Raw genomic sequence first — 21,333 nt, forward strand, 5'->3', positions numbered from 1 at the left:
GTAAACAGTAAAAACAATCCAACTCTATTCTACAATCAAAAGTTAATTTTTCTAAAATCCTAGATCAGCTTTGGCAATTTTGGCCGCCGCTAATACTTCCTCATCGGGTAATTCTTTCCAGTCGGTCGCACCTATTTCAGCATAGAATTTTTGATCGTAGGCGCGAGTACGAATTACTACCGGCATGGGGACCGCATGACCTAAAACTAAAGCTTGTTGTTTTGAGTCTAATTTCGCTAAAACTGATCGCAAACTTCCCCCTCCAGAAACCCCAGTAAATATGGCTTCGATGTCTTTTTCATCGTTTAATAAACAGGTGATTCTCGTCCCTACCTGAGACATAACTTCGTTATCAATTCCTGAAGGTCTTTGATCGACAATTAAGAGAGTAACAAAGTATTTTCGCATCTCCCTGGCGATAGTTCCAAAGATAGTTTGATGTACCACAGCAGAATCAAGAAATCGATGAGCTTCTTCAATGGTAATTACTAACTGTTGCGGCCGATCAACGGGGTTTTTAGTTTGTAAAAAATATTCAGCTTTTTTAACATAATTAGCATGAATCCGACGGGTGATCATATTGGTGGCTAACATATAGGAAAGCATATTACTTTGGGAGCCAAATTCAATAACAACGTGCTTACCTGCATCTAAAGCTTGTAAAACCTGATCGATATAATTGTGGGGACAAACACTTCTTAAATATTTCAAACTATCTAGACGCATTAATTTTCTCTGGAGGGACATGATTGATCCCGCATGGCCTTGTTTTTCCGTACAGAAGATTTTAATATCCTCGTTACTCATATTTAATAACTGAGTAATCCAAGATTCTCCATACTCGTTATAGAGAATATTGGCATTATCTAAACTAGCTTCCGAGATACCTAATTCCCGACCGATTAAACGAATATCTTCGATTTCAATCTGATTATAACTTAAAAATAATTCCTGCGCTCCTCGTACTCCCCGACGTTTGGTAGAATCGGGATCGAGGGTATAAATTTCCACCTGTCCGGGGAATAATTGACATAATCCTTTCACCGTAGAAACCTCCTTCCCTTCTTTCATCGCTTCCCAACCGTATTCCGAGTGCATATCAAACATGAGGTTAACCCCTGCTTGTTTGCGAATAATGCCGAAATTAGTAATCTAGTTAAAAAGGATTTTCCCGTCCCGGATTTGCCAAAAACACCGTTACTACGTTCCACAAAGCGATCGAGATTAATACATATTGGCACGTCCATGTCAAGGGGTTGACCAATAGCAAAATTCTTTCTGGTGGGGTCATCTTCCCAACCGAAAACCATGCGAAAATCCTGCTCACAAGCTTCATAAACTTGGCTAAAATGGGCGGGAATAGTTTTAACTGGCAGTAATTCTAAATCGGCGCTAGTTTGGGGTTGAAAAGAGCCTAAAGAAGTGTCAGAAACTGCCGGGGAATTACCTCCAGTCGGAGTAAACATGAGCATGGGAGATAGGTCAATAGTACCATAAGTACCGCTACCCGCTAAAACATCGCGCATAAAACTATCATCGGGATGGGGAGGATTCGCGATAATCCGGGGACTGGAGTTACCCAGGGAGACATCGGTGAGGAGACAGAAAAAACGCGAGCGAGTGCCTTGCACCACTAAAAATTTACCGACGCGCATATCTTCCACGGAAATATCCGGATAAAGACGGATTTCTAAACCTTCACTCAGGGAACCTTGAATAACCGATCCGAGGGGTTGTTCACTCATGCTAACCTTGATTTGTGGCGATGAATTATGAATTATGAATTATGAATGAGGAAGTGTTTTCAGTGATCAGTAAACAGTGATCACTGAACTTAAAACTCAAAACTAATAACTGATAACTGATAACTGATAACTGATAACTGATAACTGATAACTGATAACTGATAAAGGGGTTTAAGAAAAAAAATCGTGTTGATCAACGGGAAGCAAGGAAATAGCCAAGGGAGAAGAGAATGCCACTAAAAAAGTGAAGATTAACCGCTATAAACTTGCAGTTACTGACTAGCTGAGGTTGGTCGTGATTTTGGTTAACGTGGTTGACTAATTGCCAAGCGAAAGGGAGACTAAGGAAGATTAAAAGAGTGAGAGGGGGATAAACCTGGAGCAGGACAAAAACTACCGTTAAAACGTAAACGAGAACCGTCACTACGGTTAAAACTTTAGAACCCTTTAAAGTACCTAAACGGACAATAGGTGATTTTTTACCCGCTTTGAGATCATCGGCGACTTGATGGAAATGGGAACAAAAAAGGATGATAGAAGTGGTAATCCCGATAATAATTGAAGCCGCTAGACTAGAGAGAGAAAAAGCACCAGCTTGGGAATAGTAGGCAGCGGCAATCGCTAAGGGTCCAAAAGTAAAGAAACAGATAATTTCACCTAATCCTTGATAACCGAGACGGAAGGGAGGACCTTGATAGGTATAGCCCAAAAAACAGCAGAGGGCGATTAATTCTAGGAGCATCCAATCGCCTCGCCCATAACTAATAGCAAAAATACCGGCGATGCCTAATAATAGAAAAAGATTACTCAGCCAGAAAATTAAAGATTTATTGCCGGTTAAATTAACAATCGAATGTGCCTTATTGACATCGATCCCGGTATCGGCATCAAAAACATCATTACTGAGATTTAACCAAGCGAGAATTAAAATAGCTGAGAGGATAAAAGTGGCAAAAATCGGCAGAGAAAATCGACCTGTTTCCTGATAAGCGATCGCTGTTCCCAGAATAATCGGTATAATTGCCACACTATACATTGGTGGTTTAATGGCTGCTAACCAGAGTTTTTGGGGCGAGGGAGTGGTGACAGTATCGGTGGTCATAGTTAGGGTTTGCTGACAAAGTTTTTCCTAGGCGTAGGGTGTGGGGTGTGGGGTTTTACCGATTTTCAGGGGGTCAATTAGCCAATTTTCAGGGAAAAAGTCCTTGAATTTACCCTGACTACTGACGAGCGACTCCTATTTTGATTTTGACCAGAGGTCTGATCATACCTGGGTTTTAAGGATATTTTACTCAAAAATAGAGATAAATAGACTAAAACCGGGTAAGACATCCTCTCCGTTTAAATTAGCGGGTAGTTCCATAATTTCTACGGGTTGCTGAGGACGATAAATTTCCACTTGTTGTTGTTGAGGATTAACTAGCCAACCTAATCGCAAACCACTGTGGAGATATTCCCGCATTTTAGCTTGAATTTCCGGGAGGGAATCGCTACGGGAGCGCAGTTCAATGACGAAATCGGGACAAATAGGCGGAAATTTCTCCTGTTCTTCTCGACTCAGAGCTTGCCAACGAGTTAAACTCACCCAAGCGGCATCGGGAGCGCGATCTCCGCCTTTCGGTAAACGAAAAATCGTCGCCGAACTAAAGACTTTACCCAATCGGGTTTGACGGTTCCAGATACCTAAGTCAATGATAAAATCGGCTTCTCGGTTGCCGCTAATTCCCCCAACAGGTGGCATCACAATTAATTCTCCTTGAACGTTTCTTTCCAGTTGCCAATCTGGGTTAACTTGACAGAGACGGTAAAACTGCTCATCGCTGAGATTGACTGTATCTAAGTTTAAAATCACTGCTGCCATAGCTATATTTCGCCCTAGAAAACACTCTAGTCTTAATTATAGTTAATTAGATTCCCCGCCAGATTGCGATCGCACCGTCTCGATCTCCAGTGACTAACCAACGACCATCTCGACTGGCAACCATTCTTAAGATGACGTTTCCCTTGAGAGTATTCAAGTGCCGACGGGTATTAACATCCCAAAATTTGACAGTTCCATCCCCGGAAGTGCTGGCCAAAACTTTACCCCCATCCAGCAGGGCCATATCGGTAACAGCGTCGTTATGGGCGAGAATAGTAGTGGTGCCGATGCCGCTTTTCACTTGCCAACCGCGGATCGAACCGTCTTGACTAGCAGTACCGGCGGTATTACCATCCTTGGAAAAAAGCACCCGATAAACGGGGAATAAATTCCCCGCATAGGCCCGAATAAAGCGACCGGTACTCACTTTCCACAGTTTAACGAAACCATCGTAATCGGCGCTGACAATTCCTTTACCATCGGGACTAAATGCGATCGCCTGAATCGGATGATTATGACCGCGCAGGGTTTTTAACAGTGTACCCGTCTGAAAATCCCAGAGTTTAACTGTACGATCCCAGCTACCCGTGGCCAAAATTTTGCCATCGGGAGAAATAGCGGCATCAGTAACGAGAAAAGCATGGCCAGGATAGGTCATTTCTAATTTTCCCGTGCGCGTATTCCAGCGTTGCACTTTTCCCCCCGCATCGGCAGTTACGAAACTCTTGCCATCGGGACTAAATTGGATAGCGTTAACAGTATCTCCTAGTTGCCAAGTCCTGAGAGGTTTTTGGGTTTTTAGGTCCCATTCCCTAACAGTGCCGTCAAAACTACCACTCAGCAGCAGGGAGTTATCGGGACTAATGGCCAAAGCATAGATGGGATCCTGATCGGCTTTTAAAATAGTAACCCGTTCGACCATCTGCCAAGGAACGATTTCTGCTAGGGGAGACGCTTGCGGGGTGGTGGTTTTCTCTTTTTCCCGATTGACTGCACAACCACCGGATAGCAACAGCAGTAATAATAAAGATAATGTCGGTTGATAAAGGGTTATTTTCATAGAATTTTGCCGTTGTCAAAATCATCTTAAACTACTTTAAACTTGAAGGGGTAGAATTTGAATAGAATAACGACAACGAGGAACAAGATAAATGACAAATTCTTGATTGGTTGTCTTGGCTTCTTCTAGAACATTCTGTAAATTTTCACCGTGAGCAATGACTCCTTTTTCATTATAGGCAATGTATTGATTTTTATATAAATCAATCACGGTGTCACGATTTTTGTTTAACCAACGTAAGTAGGTAGGCGTTAAAAGTTGTCAGATGCCCCCCTTATTAAGGGGGATTAAAGGGGGGACTAAGGGGGGATCGGCACCCCCCTTATCAAGTAGGGTTGATTCATTTAAATTAAGTACAGCTAATTTTGAGTCAATAAATTTGACTGAAGATTCTCAAGTTTATCTTTTTCTAATCAAAATAGTTAGTCACAATAACTAATCTTTAATCCTCTGCCAAATTTATTATGAATAAATTGATAAAGCTTGTTCCCAAGCCACTAAAAGCCTATCTCTCTTCAAATTTTCTGAGAGTACATCCTGTTAATTTAGCTAATTTTTCTGCTTCTTACGTCGATAAAACTATCAGTTTTTCCCAACGTTCAGCTAACCACCTCTGTCCCTCTGTGATTGAGAGAAAACCCAAACCTCTGAAAAGATTCAATCCTATGGTTGTGAGAATTGACCAATTGCTGGCCGCTTGAAAATCACTAATTTCGCTTTTATCTTCCTCAAAAATTACATCTTTTACCCAATGTAACTGATTTTCTATTTTCCAGTGTCCTCGAATAATTTTAGCAAATACTTCGGCGGATTCGGTTAGGCTACTGATATAGTAAGCTGTTTCTTCATAGGTTTTATCCCCGCGACTACCCCTTCTTTCTACTTTAATAACTCTTCGCAGATTTTCAAACCCTTTTCTTTCATTTTTCCTCACTTTAAAAACTTCTATTTTTCTTGATATTTTTCGTCCATGACTATTATCTTGTTCAAGAAAAAAACTTTCTGGCTTTGAGGAATTACTCAGGTCTTGTATTCGCTGATAAAGATTTTTCTGATTTCCTTTAACGGTGATAACATAGTCATTTTTAGTCTTGGCTATTAAGCTGATTGTTTTCTTCTGACAGTGTAAAGCATCCCCAGTAAAAACTTTATTTTGGAGAGAGCAATCCTCAATTATAGCTTGCCCTTCGTCGATTTCAGACCCTTTTTTGTTTTCGATTCTTTTTAAGTGTAATACCAAGCCACTTTCTTGACTAAACAATGAGATAAACATGATAAAATTTTGTTGTTCATTGTTAGGATTCTTTAGGGTGTTTTTGAGACTTTTTCCATCTATGCCTAGCCAATTTATATCATCTCTTTGTCCATATTCTTGTAATGCCCATTCATTAAACATTTTTAACAAACTCTGCCAGTCAACTCCCATCATTACCCTTCTAATTGTTGAATAGGATGGGACTCTTTCTGGAATTATGTTAAATTCTTTACTCAGCCTGTGCCGATTATTTTTAGCAAACTCTCCTAGTTCTCTATAACCTGAGTATCCTAGCATTGTTCCTAGTATTATTACTACTAATACTATCCATAAAGGGTGTCTTTTTCCTTTATCTTTCCGAAAGTCCTTGACTTGTTTTAGTTTTTCTATTAAGCTCAACATATATTTAAAAAGTTGGCGGTCACTTCTCATTTTACCTGATAGTGATCGCTTTTACTTTTGATATTCTGATGGGAGAATGAAACAGCCCTACCCTTATCAAGGGGGATCCCCCCGCCTTCGGCTTCCCCCCTTATCAAGGGGGATCCCCCCGCCTTCGGCTTCCCCCCTTATCAAGGGGGATCCCCCGCCTTCGGCTTCCCCCCTTATCAAGGGGGGCTAGGGGTAGGGTTGATTCATTTAAATTAAGTACAGCTAATTTTGAGTCAATAAATTTGACTGAAGATTCTCAAGTTTATCTTTTTCTAATCAAAATAGTTAGTCACAATAACTAATCTTTAATCTTCTGCCAAATTTATTATGAATAAATTGATAAAGCTTGTTCCCAAGCCACTAAAAGCCTATCTCTCTTCAAATTTTCTGAGAGTACATCCTGTTAATTTAGCTAATTTTTCTGCTTCTTACGTCGATAAAACTATCAGTTTTTCCCAACGTTCAGCTAACCACCTCTGTCCCTCTGTGATTGAGAGAAAACCCAAACCTCTGAAAAGATTCAATCCTATAGTTGTGAGAATTGACCAATTGCTGGCCGCTTGAAAATCACTGATCTCGCTTTTATCTTCCTCAAAAATTACATCTTTTACCCAATGTAACTGATTTTCTATTTTCCAATGTCCTCGAATAATTTTAGCAAATACTTCGGCGGATTCGGTTAGGCTACTGATATAGTAAGCTGTTTCCTCATAAGTTTTATCCCCGCGACTACCCTTTCTTTCTACTTTAACAATTCTTCGCAGATTTTCAAACCCTTTTCTTTCATTTTTCCTCACTTTAAAAACTTCTATTTTTCTTGATATTTTTCGTCCATGACTATTATCTTGTTCGAGAAAGCAACTTTCTGGCTTTGAGGAATTACTCAGGTCTTGTATTCGCTTATAAAGATTTTTCTGATTTCCTTTAACGGTGATAACATAGTCATTTTTAGTCTTGGCTATTAAGCTGATTGTTTTCTTCTGACAGTGTAAAGCATCCCCAGTAAAAACTTTATTTTGGAGAGAGCAATCCTCAATTATAGCTTGCCCTTCGTCGATTTCAGACCCTTTTTTGTTTTCGATTCTTTTTAAGTGTAATACCAAGCCACTTTCTTGACTAAACAATGAGATAAACATGATAAAATTTTGTTGTTCATTGTTAGGATTCTTTAGGGTGTTTTTGAGACTTTTTCCATCTATGCCTAGCCAATTTATATCATCTCTTTGTCCATATTCTTGTAATGCCCATTCATTAAACATTTTTAACAAACTCTGCCAGTCAACTCCCATCATTACCCTTCTAATTGTTGAATAGGATGGGACTCTTTCTGGAATTATGTTAAATTCTTTACTCAGCCTGTGCCGATTATTTTTAGCAAACTCTCCTAGTTCTCTATAACCTGAGTATCCTAGCATTGTTCCTAGTATTATTACTACTAATACTATCCATAAAGGGTGTCTTTTTCCTTTATCTTTCCGAAAGTCCTTGACTTGTTTTAGTTTTTCTATTAAGCTCAACATATATTTAAAAAGTTGGCGGTCACTTCTCATTTTACCTGATAGTGATCGCTTTTACTTTTGATATTCTGATGGGAGAATGAAACAGCCCTAGGGCTAGGGGGGATCGAACCTAAAATCCATTTTAAATTTAATTATAACCAGCTACTTAACATTTTTTGGGCTTGTTCTTGAGAGATTGAGTCTGTCATAATCTTTCTAAGGAGAGACGGTTTTGATTAAAATAAAAGCATCGCTAATCAGTTTATTTTTGTTAATTATAGCTTCTAGTTGCTCCGATTGATAACAAGCTGCTTCGACTTCTAGAGGAGCGGCATCCAAAGCATTAAGATAAGCATCGTTTAAAGTGTCTGTTAATTCCTCATCACTTAAATAATATCCTGCTGCTTTTCGGCGTTTATTGTGGCGTTGAATTTCTCTAACGCTATTGCGAATGGAGACATCCCAAGAACGAGTGGTTCGGTTTTCTGCCTGTTGTTTAATTAAATGAAGTAATAAGATAACAGCATAACTACGAATGGTGCTAATAATCCCATTTTTGCCCATATCTTCAAGTTCTTCTACAATCGCCAGTGAACCTTTAATATCACCTTTTAAGAGTAAAGCTTTTAATTCTAAAAGTTCTTCCATAATCCAATTTCTTCCCCCAAATACCCCTTAATTATATCTGGCCACAAGTCTCTCGGATATCCCAGGTTTATTGGGTAAAATGTATTCTAAGATACATTCTTGCGGGCGAGTGAGTGGAACCAACCACAGAGACACAAAGGACACAAAGATCGATCGCTACTATATAAGCAAAAATTGTCACACAAAGTCGAGAAGAGCCAAAAAGTTAATCTATTTTATAAGCTTTTCTCTGCTATGATGAGGCCGTTCTTGTAAAAGTCGAGTTTTTAGTCATGACGCAAAAATTAGCAAAACTAATTGATTTTCGGGGGGGGGTAAGCATAGCTTATTAAAGCTCTCAATTGCTTCCTCTGTCCTTGGTGTAAGTGCTTTGATAGTCACCCCTGTACAAGCAGCAAATTTGGTTCAAAATGGCAGTTTTGAGAACGGTGCAAACCCTGGTCTTTTTCAAACACTTGATGCTGTTTCCACGGTAATTACAGGATGGACGGTTAGCCAAGGATCAATTGATTATATAGGTACAGTATGGCAAGCTTCTAATGGTTCTAGAAGTCTGGATTTATCTGGAGGGAATGCTGGTCGAATTCAGCAAACCTTTAACACAACTGTCGGTGGGACTTATCGGGTGACTTTTGATCTGGCGGGTAATCCCAACGCAAGTCCTACTATTAAAGAGATGAGAGTGAGTGCAGGAGGAAGTTCTGCTGACTTTTCTTTTGACACAACAGGAAAAAGCCGTTCAAACATGGGATGGGTATCAAATTCTTGGGATTTTACTGCTAACAGTACAACCACTACCCTTGAGTTTATCAGTTTAAGTAATAGCTTTGCTGGTCCTGTGTTGGATAATGTCTCAGTGATAGCTGTTCCCGAACCTTCATCAATGCTAGGATTATTGAGTTTAGGAGTATTAGGAATTAGTTCTGCTTTAAAACGTCAATCTTAATCTATTTTTATCTTTTTAACCCATCTAAACTAGGTGGGTTAAATTGAATATTCAGATAGGCTTAAAATCGGTGAATAATTTGAATTTTGCGGCACATTTTTAATAAGTACCTAGGCAAAATTATTTACACATGACGATCATTGCCCCGTAAGGGTTTTAGCTCGATCGGGCAGGTAATTAATTTTGCATGACTACTTAATATGCTAGGATAGTATTGATGTTTTAGGAGGTAACAACCTATGCAGTTAGAAGATTATTTTGAATTTGTAGCAGTAGATAATATTCAATTAAAAGGACATCGTATTGGCATTGAGGACGTACTGAAATACTATCGACAAGGTTATAGTCCTCAAGAAATTCTCCAAGAATTACCAACTCTAAATTTAGAAAAAATTTATGCCACTTTGACCTATTATTATCACAATCAAGCACAAATCGATCTCTATCTTGTCAAGCTAGAAAGACAACGGGAACAACATTATCAACAGTGGCTAGAAACATCATCTCCTTTAATTGATCGTTTAAGAAAAGCAAAAATTAAAAAGGAGCAGGAGTATTTACAAAAAGCATGAAAATTCGGTTTTTGCTGGATGAAAATTTATCTCCTAATCTCAAAACGATTGTAAGTAGTCGTGCCAAATTAATTGCCATTTTTGAGATAACTCTTGCAAGCTGATGGCTGACTGCGATGTATAAATGCGATCTCCTTCTTTTAACTTTAAGCTAAAATAGATTGAGTTCGTTGTGATCGATCGATGGGAAAAAAAGAAAAACTGCTAGGCTAGAAAAGGCCAAAAACTCGCCTCAAGGATTACGTTTTAGCGAATTTGAGAGTTTGCTTAATCTTTGTGGTTGGACTTTTGACCATCAAACAGGAAGTCATCACATTTGGTATTCATCCAAGAGAGTCCGTCTATCTATTCAACAGACAAAAAACGGTGAAGCGAAAGCTTATCAAGTTAAACAATTTTTAAAAATACAGGAGGAAGAAAATGAATCCAACCACCGAGGATTTTAACGGTTTTAGCATTAATATCTTCCAAGATGAGGAGGGAGATTGGATAGCATACTTAGTAGAAATTCCTAGCGTTTCCGCTTTTGCTGATAGCCCCCAAACAGCACTCAATCAATTAATTTTAGCTTGGGAAGGCGTTAAAGAAAGTTATCGTCAACATGGTGAAGAAATTCCTCATTTAGCTATGACAAAAAATTAGGCACACTAGCAGGGTCTTGAAAAATTTAGTACAAATGATCGGACTTTTTTTCCCAACCCCTAACCCCAAATTCTGCTACTCAGATTCAGGTTTCTTAGGGTCTTTTTCTGGGGTATTAGGGGCGGGATTTGGGGCTATTGTCGCAATTTGGGCGGCCATTCTTGTCATTGCTTGACCTTGGGCGAATTCCTGCTGTAGTTGTTCGCTAGAAGAAACCAAACGACTTAAACCCTGGATTAAACGGATAATTTCCTGTCGCAGTTGCGGATTACCGGTAATTTCATCCACATCCGAGGTGATTTTCTGAAGATTGGCAAAAGCAGCGCGAGAGGAGTCGAGGAGTTGCTGTAGGGTGACAACAGTGGCAGGATCGGAGAGATAAGCGGTAAAGTTACCCAAATTTTCGCTTAATTTAACAGCATTTGCCGAAATAGTGTTTAAATTCTCAATAATTTGGCTTTTCTGCACTTGCGTCAGAATCGGATCCAAAGCAGCGAGAGTAGTTTGTAGGCGATCGCTGGTAGTTTTGATACTATCGAGAGTGGCAATTAAACGATTTTGATTAGCTGCCAAAAAAACCCGCAGTTCTTCGGTGGTTTGTCCCACCAAAAGCAGCGTTTTTCGGGCCTCCACTAGGGTAGCGTCTAAATTTCTCAGGCCGCCACTTCCCTGTAAACTTCTCAGTAAAGTAGTCGCTTCCTGACTCAATCCCCCGACACCGGAAAGATCACTAGAAAGGCGATCGAGGGAACCGGATACTTGCGGTAAGGATTCTAGGGATCTCATCCCCGAATTAAGTTTACCCAGAGTACCGCTGCGACGAACCTCGCTTAAAGCGGTGGTTGCCTCACCACTAAAGCGATCGAGTCCTCCCAAGGCATTGGCAGCGCGCTGGGTAAAGGAACGAAATCCGGCCACCATATCGGGATCACTAACTAGATTAGAAATTCTCAGCAAAGATCTGATCAAGGTATTGACATTTAGTGCCGATTGCCCTTGTAAACGGGAACCGTTACAGATAATCACCTCCCCATTGCAGTTAGGACTCAAAGGGGGTTCTTTAACACCACCGACGGGTAAAGCTTGCAGGGGAGTAATATCGATCGTGGTTTCACCCACTAAACCGGATTGAATGGCTTCGATGAGGGAATTACTGGGAATTAGGCGATCTGCTGGCGAAATCTCCACTTCTACGGCGACTCCCTCCGGTTCTGGGGTAATTGCTGTCACTTGCCCGATTCTCACTCCCCGATAACCGACGCGGGTTCCCACCATCATGCCACCCACATTAGGAAAAAGGAAGCTGGCTCGATAACTGCGTCCCCCGAAGCTAAAATTACTTAACCAGGCGATTAACCAGATTAATATTCCCCCCGATGCGAGTAACATTAAACCGATACCACTTTGCCGCAGAGTTGGGGAAATCCCCCGTTGTGAACCGCCAGCTTCCATAAATAATTACTCCTCATCTCTACAGAGTATCTTACAGGAGAAATCGGAGGATTTCAGCGATCAGTGATCAGATGCGAGTTATCAGTTCACTGATTACTGTTTACTGTTTACTGATCACTGAATTGGTCCGTCGATACTGCCGGTAAAAAATTGCTTGAGTACGGGGATTTCGGAGTGATAAGCCTCTTGAGTCGGTCCAACCCATTGAAATTGACCTTTATAGAGAAAAACGATGCGATCGGTGGTATTTTCGATGGTGCTGTGGACGTGGGTGACAATGAGATGGGCCCCACAGGCTTTTTTTACTTTGAGAAGTTCCATAATTACCGTCTGGATGCGGGTAGAAGCGACGGGATCCAGTCCGGCAGTGGGTTCATCGTAAAGGAGAATGTTCGGTCGATCGGCGGCGATCGAGGGATCGCTGATAATTGCTCTGGCTAAACTGACGCGTTTTCGCATCCCTCCGGATATTTCAGAGGGATAGAGGTCGTAGGAACCGGACATTCCCACTAAATCCAGTTTTTCTTCCACTAAATCGCGGATTTCGGCTCGTTTTAGCTTTGAGTGGCGATAGAGAGCAAAACCGACATTTTCCCCGACGGTGAGGGAGTCAAAAAGGGCCGATTGTTGGAAAACTAGACCAACACCGAGGGGATCTTCCCCCTGTTCTACGGTTCTCTGACGTTTTGTACCGTATATGTACACTTCTCCTCGATCGGGGGCCAGTAATCCAGCGACTAACCGTAAAATGGTCGATTTTCCCGTCCCCGATGGACCGATCACGCCGATCGCTTCTCCTTCGTACACTTTCAGATCGACGTTATTTAAGATTACTTTCTTGCCGAAAGCTTTAGTTACTCCCCTTAATTCGACGATCGGTTCGCGCATCACCATCTAGAATATCTTTACAAAAATGCCCTTTTATTGTAGTGCAACGACCCGATCTTTCTTTTTTTTCTTTTCTGGTTTTATGGTTCGCGATTCTATCTGCATTTCGGGAATCTCTCGCAATTCTTCCGCATCTAAACGATATTGTTCGCAGACAAGACTGAGACGAATACCAGAACAGCTAACGGGATTAACTGAATGGGTGAGATCTCCTTGAAAGAGGATCAGGGTGTTAGCACAAGGACGAATCTGGGCCACGGAACGATTACGGTTTGCTAGTACCAGTTCCCCCCCTTGAATATCCCTAGGAACCTGTACATAAAGGACGCTAACTAGGAGCGGGGGATCGATTGTTTTACAATAGGAGCGCAGGGAGCGATCGATATGGGGATCGACGCGTGAACCGGTTTGTAGGAGTAAGGGGTTAAGATAAAAAGCGTTGCAGTCAGCTTGTAAACTGCGATCGAGATAGGGTTTAAAATAGGGAAACATTCGTTCGACTTCGCTGATTTGTGTGCGTCGAAAAGCGATGGAAAAGCCTTTGGTTTTAACGAAATCTCGATTTAAATTGTTAACTGTGAAGTGGGGACAAGCGAGGATCTGTCCTTGTAGTTCGCTCAGATAACTGGGAGTGAAAGCGTCGGGATATTGGGAATAGTAAGGCACGGATAGAATCGCAACGGGATGGCAATCTTTAGGATAGCTTGTTTTTAGGGGAGATGGGGATAATTTTCCCAGAAGTGTTTTGCCTGTGTGTATTTTAAGATAAGAGTTATTAAGAATGATGTTCTGATCGAAAGCTTGACTAACTCTCCTTAATTCTCCGAGGGATTTATTGCCGAGCCAATTTTCTACCGTAGCGGTTGTTATTGTTAACTTTTTGATTGACTAATCAAATACCTCAAATTCTTGTCCGATCTTGCCAAAATATTCCCCCAAACGTTGTTGAATGATATTAATATACTGATCTTCAATTTCAATACCAATAGTCTGATAACCTAATTCTAGAGCGGCAATTAAAGTTGTACCCGTTCCGGCAAAAGGATCGAGAACTATATGACTGTTATCCTGTGGTAGAAATAACTCGAGCAGTTTTCTAATCAATGATAAAGGTTTAATCGTACAATGCTCATCAAAATTTTCATCCCGTCCTTTAGAAAAGCCCTCTAAAATATTGGATTGAAAAGAGCCGTCATTTAGTATAGCTTTGAAGGGACCTAATCCAGTCATTTGTATAGTTTCAATATAATTGTTTTTTAGAGGCTTCTGCACAATAACTATAGCTTCCCATTCATTTCTCAGGCAAGTATGCCAACCTTGCCATTGTTTGGCATTAGTATCACCAATTTTGTCAAGTTTTTTCTCAATATTTAATCCTTTAGGAATGCCTGAATGTCGTCTATAAACCAGCACATCTCTAGCATAAAAACCAGCATTTTCAAGAGCAATCTGAATATGAGCCAGTGTTCTTGTGCTACTAAAAACAGCGACAACAGCCCCGCTTTTACAAACACGCATTAGTTCCTTTGACCAATCTGTTGCCCATTCAATATAATTGACCACATTTTCGCGATTGCGTTGATACCAACGCTCATTACGAACCCCACCGGCTAACCCACTTCCATAGGGAATATTTTTGACCAGTGTGGAACTGTTTTGAATACGTTCTCTGCGTCTTTGGATTTCATCATGATCCCAATTTCTGCCAATGAACTCATAATTATAGGGTGGATCTGTGATCACACAAGATATACTAGATTCTTCTAGTAAAGTGAGAAGTTCTCTACAATCACCGTGCAGAAGTTGCCATCTTTTTGAGATATTCATCGGGCAATATAAAACTCCTGTGTTTCAGAAAATTTATCAAAAGCTTTTAGCAAATCGAACCCACTGCGATCAAGTATATAATCAAAACTTTGTTGGCTCTGCAAAACAGTCCAGCCACCCAGATGACAAGCTTTAATCGCTGCTGGTAAGTTATCCTCTCGCACAATCAGTAAAATAGGTCTAAGTCCTCTTTCCTGTAATAGTTTTCCATACTGTTTAAACTTTTTAAGTGTGCCAGAATCTCCCGAACCAATTCTATATTTAGTATCAATGGCATCTCTACCTAAAATGCAGTCACAAGGTTGATCATCTGCAATCTTTAAAGCTGGTTGATAATCTAAACAATTAGCCTTAAAAACTTCTGTCACCAGACGTTGCCAACACATTCCTAGTTCCCTGCCCCAATACTGACGATTTTCCCTTTTTAAACTAGGAGTAATTCCAAATACCCTCATAAGCGAATCATAATCATCATTTTCTTCTCCATAGATTTTGTCACTAAAAGAACTTTGGTATTGTCTCAAAATTCCCTTGAGCAGGTTTTCTATTTGATCGGGTGGCATCAATAATCCTTTTTGATATAGATAGCTAACTACTGATTATCTCCCCAAATTATCGGTAATCTGTTCAAAGATAATAAGTAGCTGGTTATAATTAAATTAAAAATGGATTTTAGGTTCGATCCCCCCCTGCCCCCCTTAATAAGGGGGGTGCCGATAGGCGGGGGGATCCCCCCTGCCCCCCTTGATAAGGGGGGTGTCTGACAACTTTTAACACCTACCTACTTATCACCCCTGGCCAAGGAAAATGAGCGGTTATTTACACAGTTCTTCCATCCTCCCCCTAACATTTTAACAGCCGATCGTCCCTAATCTCTAAATCATTGACTACCCACGGTTTACAATAGTTAAGAACCAACGGCAAGCAAGAATTAACGATGCGGATTTCGATCAACTGGTTACGAGAATTAGTCAAAGTCGCCCAATCTCCCCAAGAATTAGCCGAATTATTGACAATTGCGGGAATAGAAGTGGAAGAGATCGAGGATCGCCGAGAATGGGCAAAGGGTGTGGTTATTGGTAAAATTATTGATCGCCAACCCCATCCTAATGCAGATAAATTAAGTGTCTGTCAGGTGGATATCGGTCAGGAAAATCTTAGTACAATTGTCTGTGGTGCGCCCAATGCTAGGGCTGATATTCTAGTTCCTGTGGCTACTTTGGGAACTTATTTAGCCAAAATCAATTTAACGATTAAACCGGCTAAATTGCGGGGGGTAAAATCGGAAGGGATGATCTGTTCCCTCGCAGAATTAGGATTAACTAAGGATTCTGAAGGAATCCACATTTTTAGTCAGGAAAATCTCCCTTTAGGTACAGATGTTCGTCCCCTTTTAGGACTCGATGAGGTGATTTTAGATATTTCTCCCACCGCTAACCGTGCCGATGCTTTGAGTATGATCGGAGTTGCGCGGGAAGTGGCAGCTTTGACAGGAGGAGAATTAAGCCTACCAAAAGTGAAATTAGGGGAATTTTCCCCTAAAAAAGATTTAACGCTGGAAATATCAGAAAATAAAGCTTGTCCTGCTTATATTGGTACGGTGATCGAGGGGGTAAAAATTGGCCCATCTCCGCTATGGTTGCAACAGCGTTTACAGGCTGCCGGATTGCGATCAATCAATAATGTGGTCGATATTACTAATTATGTCCTCTTGGAGTGGGGACAACCCTTACACGCTTTCGATTGCGATCGTTTACAGAGTTTTGCCGGAGGTAAATCCGTTACTATTGGGGTCCGTTTTGCTGAGGAAGGGGAAAAAATCATTACCCTTGATGGTCAGGAAAGAAGCTTAAAAGAGCTTAATTTATTAATTACTGCCAATAATAAGCCTGTAGCTTTAGCGGGGGTGATGGGAGGTCAAGATACGGAAGTTAACGAGGAAACCGTTAATCTTGTGCTAGAGTCGGCTTTATTCGATCCGATCGCTATCCGTCGTTCCTCAAAAGCGCAGGGTTTACGCAGCGAATCTTCCGGACGCTATGAACGCGGTGTTAATCCCGCCGCTTTGGAATATGCTTGTCAAAGGGCGATCGATTTGATTCTAGAGTTAGCTGGGGGAACTGTCAGCAGTCAGGTTAAAGCTGATTATCGCGCCGATCAGTCCAGTGGTTCGATCGAATTGCGTTTAGAACGTTTGCAGCAAATACTGGGTCAAGTTACCCTAGATGATGGTGCGATCGGTGAAATTCTCGCCGAAGATGTGGAGCGGATTTTAGGCAATTTAGGCTGTGAATTGCAGTTAACCTCAAAAAATCCTGTTCTGTGGACTGTAACAGTGCCAGACTACCGTTATCGGGATTTAGAACGAGAAATTGACTTAATTGAAGAAGTGGCGCGACTGTACGGATACGATCGCTTTGTCGATACTTTGCCGGCAAAAACCGCAGCCGGAGGATTATCCTTTGAGGAAACTATACAGCGTCGGCTGCGGGAAGCTTTTCGCGCAGTGGGTTTGACGGAATTAGTCCAGTATTCCCTAGTTAAACCGGAATTAGCGGAAGTTGTCCTCGCTAATCCCCTTTTTGTCGAGTATTCTGCTTTGCGGACTAATCTCCTAGACGGTTTAATCGAAGCGTTTGAGTATAATCAGTCTCAGGGTAACGGTTCCTTAAATGGCTTCGAGATCGGGCGAGTTTTCCGCTTAGAATCGGATAATATCAACGAATACGATGCAATTGCTGGTATTTTCGGTGGTGATTTCTTCCCTGCCGGACGTTGGCTGCGATCGGGTAAAGAGGTGGCCATGACTTGGTATGAAGCAAAAGGCATTTTAGAAGCAGTATTCGATCGCCTTTCGCTGACAGTAAGCTACGAAAAATATGGCGAAGATGCGCGTTTTCATCCCGGACGAACAGCCTCTTTATGGATTGGCAAACAACGCCTAGGTATATTCGGTCAACTACACCCGCAATTGCGTCAGCAAAAAGGATTAATTGAGGCAGTTTATGCCTTTGAAATCCAGTTCCCGATCCTGTTAGCAACTCTTAGGGATAGTGCCAAAATTACCCCACGTTTACAGGTCTATTCTACCTATCCGGGGGCAGCGCGAGATATCGCCTTCTTTGTTTCCACAGATATACCCGTAGATAGATTGACAAAAACTATCAAAAATGCTGGAGGTAATCTCTTAGAAAAAGTTGAATTATTCGATCGCTATCAGGGGCAGAATGTGCCAGAAAATCATTGTAGTTTGGCCTTTAGTTTAGTCTATCGTGCCAGCGATCGAACTTTAACCGATGAAGATGTGGAACCTTTAATGACAAAAGTGCGAGAAGCTTTAGTTAAACAGTTCCAAGTTTCTTTAAGAAGTTAAATTCAGCGCTCAGTTAACAGTTATCAGACATCGGCCTTATAATTAGGTAGACGTTAAAAATTATCAGATGCCCCCCTTATTAAGGGAGATCCCCCCGCCTACCGGCACCCCCCTTATCAAGGGGGGCAGGGGGGATCGAACCTAAAATCCATTGTTAATTTAATTATAACCAGCCATTTATTATCTCAAGAATAATCTCACACATCGCTATCAATATCGCTGATTGCCTCTAATTGTTACCAATCAGTTTGAGAGTTGCTCAAAGTAGGTTCGCTGTTCATATTTCGTCGCTCCGCCACCTTTGAATTGTTAGATAGTAGTGAGGCGATTGCCATATTTTAGTACATCAGATATGATATAAATACATCATGGCTGATCAAAGCAAACCTTTAGCTTGGCTGCATGGTGAGATCAAGACCCCACCTTTCAGTTTAGAAGCACGGATCGAAGCGGGTGTCTTACTCAGGCAACTACAGGAAGGCGAACCTCTTGGTTTGCCACATTCGCGTCCTATGCCAAGTGTAGGCTATCATTGTCATGAGCTACGCATTAGAGACATCGATAAAAATTGGAGGATTATTTATCGAATTGATGAAGATGCAATCTTGATTATTGAGGTGTTTAATAAGACAACAAGAGCAACACCCAAAAGTGTAATTGAGGTTTGTAAGAAACGCTTGAGTAAATACGATACTGATCAGCAGGAATAAGAGGATGGAAGAGACTAAAAAAGGGCTTTTGGAATCAAAAGGCTGGAAAATCGGAACCGTTTCCGACTTTTTAGAGTTAACGCCCGAAGAGATTATCCTTGTTGAAATCAAACTAGCTCTTAGCAAAAGTTTGAAAATTCAGCGGCAGAAGATAATGACTCAAAGTGAACTGGCCAATAAAATCGGCTCTAGTCAACCTCGGATTGCCAAAGCTGAAAATGGCGATCCGTCAGTTTCACTGGAATTGCTTATCCCATCGCTGTTGGCAACAGGTGCCACTCCTCAAGACATCGGACAAATCATTGCCAGTGTCAAAGGCGTTGCTGAATCAAGACCTGAATGCTAATTTTGTGCATTCTATCCACTAATGTTAGTTATTGTCGTTGATGCGATAAATCCCTGAATTTCCCCAGCATCAATACGCTCAAATAATCTTGCTGCTTTTTCCACAAATAGCTCTCGTTCTTGTAGAAAATCAAGAATGACATTGTTATCAATCAGAACTCCCATTACTGATGCTTCTCGATCAGATAGGTTACATAATCGGTTGGGGCGTTAGTTTCCCCTGTAGCTGCCGAAATCTCAGAAACACCTCGCAAGCGCAACAGATTTCCCCGCTTGGATTTGAGGTTTGCTTCCCGTTGTTTAGAATGTATGAACAAGGTGAAATCACCCTAGAGGGATTAGCAAGAAAAGCTCCTCTCATTGCCCGTGCTATTGAAAAGCAACAGGAAATCTCTTAAATCCTAGACAAACAAAAAAACATTAGTATTTCGGCATCTAGTCGGGTATTGGCTGTACCATTATTTAATATCAATTTGCTGTAATTCTGGTAAAAGTTCTTTAAATAAAAGCCTAAATCTTTTTATACATATTATTTTAAACATCAATTTTAAAGCATCCCAATTAATTGCATCATAGGGGACAAATTCTAGGACAATTTTTATGTTTAATTTTTTGATACAAATCAAAAGCCAATGCAGGCAAATATAATCTTCTATAACTGACAATTCTGGTAACTTTTCCCGATGTTTAGGATGTACCATGTCATAAATTGGCTCTTCTAGGTTCTGTGTGAGCATGGTATAATAGTAACACAGAACAGGAGGTGGGTTATGTGGATAAATTTTGATCAACTCCTCGATTTACCAAATGTAACAGTGGTCAATTATCAAAAAATTGCTCAGACAATTTTCCTAAAGCTTGCTCTTTTAAATGAAACAATTGAATGTCCGAATTGCCATCAAACCTTAGACAGAATCAATCAGACAGAGTATAATCTAGTCAGAGACTTGTCAATATTAGGTAATCCAGTATATTTAGAAGTACCACGCCGTCAGTTTCATTGTCAAAAGTGCCAAAAGTATATCAGCGAAAGACTGAGTTTTATGAGATTAAGACAGCATCATACAATTCGCTATGAATCGATGATTTATGAGAGAGTAAAAAATTGTAGCATCGAAGAAATAAGTCGAGAAGAAGGGTTAGGATGGTCAGAAGTTGAGTTAATATTTAATCACTGTGCTAAAGAACTAGAAAAGGAAGAGTGGGAAGCACCAGAACGAATAAGCTTAGATGAATTTAGTAACTTAAAAGGACATAAAGATTTCATCACAACGGTCGTAGATATGGACAAGAAAATTTTACTAGATGTGATTAAAGGACATAAGCAAGAAGAATTAATGGAAGCCTTAAAAGCACAGCCAGACGCAGTTCGGGAGAAAGTGAAAGAAGTGAGCGTCGATATGTGGTCAGGATTTACAGCAGTGATCAAGGAATTATTTCCCAATGCTAAAATCATCTATGACCGTTTTCATGTAATGGCTATCATCAATGACGAGCTTAATAAATTGAGAAAGTTAATGGGGGTGCATGAAAAAGGATTACCTCATTTATTATGGAAGAATAAAGAGGACTTAAAGGACGAGCAAAAACAACAACTAGAAGTTATTCTGAAAGAACATCCATGCTTAGGAATAGCCGGGGAAATGAAAGAAGAAATTAGACAAATTTATCAAAGTAGTAGAACGTTCAGAGGTGCTGAGAGAAAATTGGAAAAATGGATAAGAATAGGCGGGATATTATATGAAAGTAGTGCCAGGATGATCCAGAAGCATTTGCCAGGTATTTGTAATTACTTTGAAAATCAGACAACCAACGGATTAATTGAGGGAATGAATACCAAAATAAAGCTTATTAAAAGAATGAGTTATGGATTTACCAATTTTGAACATCTTCGACTTAAGCTGTTTGCTTGCTTTAATTCATAACAAAAATTAACACACGAAAACCAGAAGAGCCATAAATTTTTTGTTTGATTAAAATATTTTTTTTGCATCGCTCCTGACTGACGGACACAAGTGGGTCAAAACCTGACAAGACAAGGGTTGCCAAAAAGAAAAATATCTGGGTAGATAGGGAAA

21 protein-coding genes and 2 pseudogenes are annotated in these 21,333 nt (G+C 40.6%); 8 read left to right on the forward strand and 15 right to left on the reverse strand.

Translation table 11 applies throughout. From position 1 onward, the window contains the following. Positions 1-51 precede the first annotated feature (51 nt). The 8 genes and pseudogenes from VL20_RS23355 to VL20_RS23390 all read right to left on the reverse strand — a co-directional run bounded on the left by VL20_RS23355 (position 52) and on the right by VL20_RS23390 (position 8,500). A pseudogene (locus VL20_RS23355) lies at positions 52-1,745 on the reverse strand (helicase HerA domain-containing protein). A gap of 193 nt (positions 1,746-1,938) precedes the next feature. Beyond that, entirely contained in the window at positions 1,939-2,847 is a 909-nt protein-coding gene (gene menA, locus VL20_RS23360) for a 2-carboxy-1,4-naphthoquinone phytyltransferase (RefSeq protein ID WP_052277975.1), read from the reverse strand. 186 nt (positions 2,848-3,033) lie between these two features. Further along, positions 3,034-3,606: a Uma2 family endonuclease gene (locus tag VL20_RS23365; RefSeq protein ID WP_052277976.1), complete on the reverse strand. Its 573-nt coding sequence runs from the start codon at positions 3,604-3,606 to the stop codon at positions 3,034-3,036. A gap of 46 nt (positions 3,607-3,652) precedes the next feature. Then, positions 3,653-4,666 (reverse strand): WD40 repeat domain-containing protein, encoded by a 1,014-nt coding sequence (locus tag VL20_RS23370; protein WP_052277977.1) that lies wholly within the window; start codon positions 4,664-4,666, stop codon positions 3,653-3,655. 36 nt (positions 4,667-4,702) lie between these two features. Further along, a pseudogene (locus VL20_RS23375) lies at positions 4,703-4,906 on the reverse strand (DUF5678 domain-containing protein); the annotation flags it as partial. A 325-nt stretch (positions 4,907-5,231) separates the two neighbouring features. Then, positions 5,232-6,323: an ISAs1 family transposase gene (locus VL20_RS23380; RefSeq protein ID WP_128575398.1), complete on the reverse strand. Its 1,092-nt coding sequence runs from the start codon at positions 6,321-6,323 to the stop codon at positions 5,232-5,234. 458 nt (positions 6,324-6,781) lie between these two features. After that, entirely contained in the window at positions 6,782-7,873 is a 1,092-nt protein-coding gene (locus VL20_RS23385; RefSeq protein ID WP_128575418.1) for an ISAs1 family transposase, read from the reverse strand. 195 nt (positions 7,874-8,068) lie between these two features. Further along, the gene (locus tag VL20_RS23390; protein ID WP_052277978.1) at positions 8,069-8,500 is read right to left on the reverse strand and encodes a DUF29 family protein; all 432 of its coding nucleotides are present in this window, start codon (positions 8,498-8,500) and stop codon (positions 8,069-8,071) included. A 370-nt stretch (positions 8,501-8,870) separates the two neighbouring features. Between VL20_RS23390 and VL20_RS23395 the strand changes: the two genes are divergently transcribed. The 4 genes from VL20_RS23395 (at position 8,871) to VL20_RS23405 (ending at position 10,660) form a co-directional block, all read left to right on the forward strand. Beyond that, a complete protein-coding gene (locus tag VL20_RS23395) occupies positions 8,871-9,446 on the forward strand; it encodes a choice-of-anchor C family PEP-CTERM protein (RefSeq protein WP_128575286.1) in 576 nt (191 codons plus the stop codon). 239 nt (positions 9,447-9,685) lie between these two features. Beyond that, positions 9,686-10,018: a DUF433 domain-containing protein gene (locus VL20_RS23400; RefSeq protein WP_002750711.1), complete on the forward strand. Its 333-nt coding sequence runs from the start codon at positions 9,686-9,688 to the stop codon at positions 10,016-10,018. 263 nt (positions 10,019-10,281) lie between these two features. After that, a complete protein-coding gene (locus tag VL20_RS30215) occupies positions 10,282-10,464 on the forward strand; it encodes a type II toxin-antitoxin system HicA family toxin (RefSeq protein WP_284525901.1) in 183 nt (60 codons plus the stop codon). Next, positions 10,439-10,660: a type II toxin-antitoxin system HicB family antitoxin gene (locus VL20_RS23405; protein WP_052277980.1), complete on the forward strand. Its 222-nt coding sequence runs from the start codon at positions 10,439-10,441 to the stop codon at positions 10,658-10,660. The genes VL20_RS30215 and VL20_RS23405 overlap by 26 nt, the downstream gene beginning before the upstream one ends. 75 nt (positions 10,661-10,735) lie before the next feature. On the opposite strand, the gene VL20_RS23410 is transcribed toward VL20_RS23405, so the two are convergent. The 5 genes from VL20_RS23410 to VL20_RS23430 form a co-directional block, all read right to left on the reverse strand. Continuing rightward, positions 10,736-12,112, reverse strand: a complete 1,377-nt coding sequence (locus VL20_RS23410; protein ID WP_052277981.1) for an MlaD family protein — start codon at positions 12,110-12,112, stop codon at positions 10,736-10,738. 114 nt (positions 12,113-12,226) lie between these two features. Then, positions 12,227-13,006 (reverse strand): ABC transporter ATP-binding protein, encoded by a 780-nt coding sequence (locus VL20_RS23415; protein WP_002776950.1) that lies wholly within the window; start codon positions 13,004-13,006, stop codon positions 12,227-12,229. A 27-nt stretch (positions 13,007-13,033) separates the two neighbouring features. Continuing rightward, positions 13,034-13,666, reverse strand: a complete 633-nt coding sequence (locus VL20_RS23420; protein WP_052277982.1) for a 2OG-Fe(II) oxygenase — start codon at positions 13,664-13,666, stop codon at positions 13,034-13,036. A gap of 222 nt (positions 13,667-13,888) precedes the next feature. Next, on the reverse strand, positions 13,889-14,827 hold the full coding sequence (locus VL20_RS23425; RefSeq protein ID WP_052277983.1) for a DNA-methyltransferase: 939 nt from the start codon (positions 14,825-14,827) through the stop codon (positions 13,889-13,891). Next, entirely contained in the window at positions 14,824-15,390 is a 567-nt protein-coding gene (locus VL20_RS23430) for a hypothetical protein (RefSeq protein ID WP_002798216.1), read from the reverse strand. Before VL20_RS23430 ends, VL20_RS23425 begins: the two co-directional genes overlap by 4 nt. Positions 15,391-15,764: 374 nt before the next feature. Here VL20_RS23430 and pheT point away from each other — a divergent pair, with 374 nt between their 5' ends. The 3 genes from pheT (at position 15,765) to VL20_RS23445 (ending at position 19,256) form a co-directional block, all read left to right on the forward strand. Further along, positions 15,765-18,200, forward strand: coding sequence for a phenylalanine--tRNA ligase subunit beta (pheT, locus tag VL20_RS23435; RefSeq protein WP_052277984.1), 2,436 nt, complete (start codon positions 15,765-15,767; stop codon positions 18,198-18,200). Between the two features lie 368 nt (positions 18,201-18,568). Beyond that, positions 18,569-18,910 carry a type II toxin-antitoxin system RelE/ParE family toxin gene (locus tag VL20_RS23440; RefSeq protein ID WP_002763716.1) on the forward strand — a complete coding sequence of 114 codons (342 nt, stop codon included), beginning with the start codon at positions 18,569-18,571 and terminating at the stop codon, positions 18,908-18,910. A gap of 4 nt (positions 18,911-18,914) precedes the next feature. Beyond that, on the forward strand, positions 18,915-19,256 hold the full coding sequence (locus tag VL20_RS23445; protein ID WP_052277985.1) for a helix-turn-helix domain-containing protein: 342 nt from the start codon (positions 18,915-18,917) through the stop codon (positions 19,254-19,256). An 11-nt stretch (positions 19,257-19,267) separates the two neighbouring features. Here the strand turns inward: VL20_RS23445 and VL20_RS23450 are convergent, their stop codons facing one another. Next, positions 19,268-19,420, reverse strand: a complete 153-nt coding sequence (locus VL20_RS23450) for a PIN domain-containing protein (protein ID WP_072923905.1) — start codon at positions 19,418-19,420, stop codon at positions 19,268-19,270. A 293-nt stretch (positions 19,421-19,713) separates the two neighbouring features. Next, on the reverse strand, positions 19,714-19,992 hold the full coding sequence (locus tag VL20_RS23455) for a hypothetical protein (RefSeq protein ID WP_284525902.1): 279 nt from the start codon (positions 19,990-19,992) through the stop codon (positions 19,714-19,716). A gap of 33 nt (positions 19,993-20,025) precedes the next feature. Between VL20_RS23455 and VL20_RS30220 the strand changes: the two genes are divergently transcribed. After that, complete coding sequence (locus VL20_RS30220) at positions 20,026-21,180, forward strand: ISL3 family transposase (protein ID WP_052275591.1); 1,155 nt, start codon at positions 20,026-20,028, stop codon at positions 21,178-21,180. Positions 21,181-21,333: the final 153 nt, after the last annotated feature.

It is taken from the genome of Microcystis panniformis FACHB-1757 (genome assembly GCF_001264245.1).
Taxonomy (GTDB): Bacteria; Cyanobacteriota; Cyanobacteriia; order Cyanobacteriales; family Microcystaceae; genus Microcystis; species Microcystis panniformis.

Excerpts from the sequence above, each read along its gene's own strand:
- VL20_RS23410 (WP_052277981.1), bottom strand. The coding sequence starts at position 12,112 with ATGGAAGCTGGCGGTTCACAACGGGGGATTTCCCCAACTCTGCGGCAA.
- VL20_RS30220 (WP_052275591.1), top strand. The coding sequence starts at position 20,026 with ATGTGGATAAATTTTGATCAACTCCTCGATTTACCAAATGTAACAGTG.
- VL20_RS23365 (WP_052277976.1), bottom strand. The coding sequence starts at position 3,606 with ATGGCAGCAGTGATTTTAAACTTAGATACAGTCAATCTCAGCGATGAG.
- VL20_RS23440 (WP_002763716.1), top strand. The coding sequence starts at position 18,569 with ATGGCTGATCAAAGCAAACCTTTAGCTTGGCTGCATGGTGAGATCAAG.
- VL20_RS23455 (WP_284525902.1), bottom strand. The coding sequence starts at position 19,992 with ATGCTCACACAGAACCTAGAAGAGCCAATTTATGACATGGTACATCCT.
- VL20_RS23400 (WP_002750711.1), top strand. The coding sequence starts at position 9,686 with ATGCAGTTAGAAGATTATTTTGAATTTGTAGCAGTAGATAATATTCAA.
- VL20_RS23425 (WP_052277983.1), bottom strand. The coding sequence starts at position 14,827 with ATGAATATCTCAAAAAGATGGCAACTTCTGCACGGTGATTGTAGAGAA.
- VL20_RS23390 (WP_052277978.1), bottom strand. The coding sequence starts at position 8,500 with ATGGAAGAACTTTTAGAATTAAAAGCTTTACTCTTAAAAGGTGATATT.
- VL20_RS23445 (WP_052277985.1), top strand. The coding sequence starts at position 18,915 with ATGGAAGAGACTAAAAAAGGGCTTTTGGAATCAAAAGGCTGGAAAATC.
- VL20_RS23405 (WP_052277980.1), top strand. The coding sequence starts at position 10,439 with ATGAATCCAACCACCGAGGATTTTAACGGTTTTAGCATTAATATCTTC.
- menA (WP_052277975.1), bottom strand. The coding sequence starts at position 2,847 with ATGACCACCGATACTGTCACCACTCCCTCGCCCCAAAAACTCTGGTTA.
- VL20_RS23415 (WP_002776950.1), bottom strand. The coding sequence starts at position 13,006 with ATGGTGATGCGCGAACCGATCGTCGAATTAAGGGGAGTAACTAAAGCT.
- VL20_RS23450 (WP_072923905.1), bottom strand. The coding sequence starts at position 19,420 with ATGGGAGTTCTGATTGATAACAATGTCATTCTTGATTTTCTACAAGAA.
- VL20_RS23380 (WP_128575398.1), bottom strand. The coding sequence starts at position 6,323 with ATGTTGAGCTTAATAGAAAAACTAAAACAAGTCAAGGACTTTCGGAAA.
- VL20_RS23370 (WP_052277977.1), bottom strand. The coding sequence starts at position 4,666 with ATGAAAATAACCCTTTATCAACCGACATTATCTTTATTATTACTGCTG.
- VL20_RS23385 (WP_128575418.1), bottom strand. The coding sequence starts at position 7,873 with ATGTTGAGCTTAATAGAAAAACTAAAACAAGTCAAGGACTTTCGGAAA.
- VL20_RS23430 (WP_002798216.1), bottom strand. The coding sequence starts at position 15,390 with ATGCCACCCGATCAAATAGAAAACCTGCTCAAGGGAATTTTGAGACAA.
- pheT (WP_052277984.1), top strand. The coding sequence starts at position 15,765 with ATGCGGATTTCGATCAACTGGTTACGAGAATTAGTCAAAGTCGCCCAA.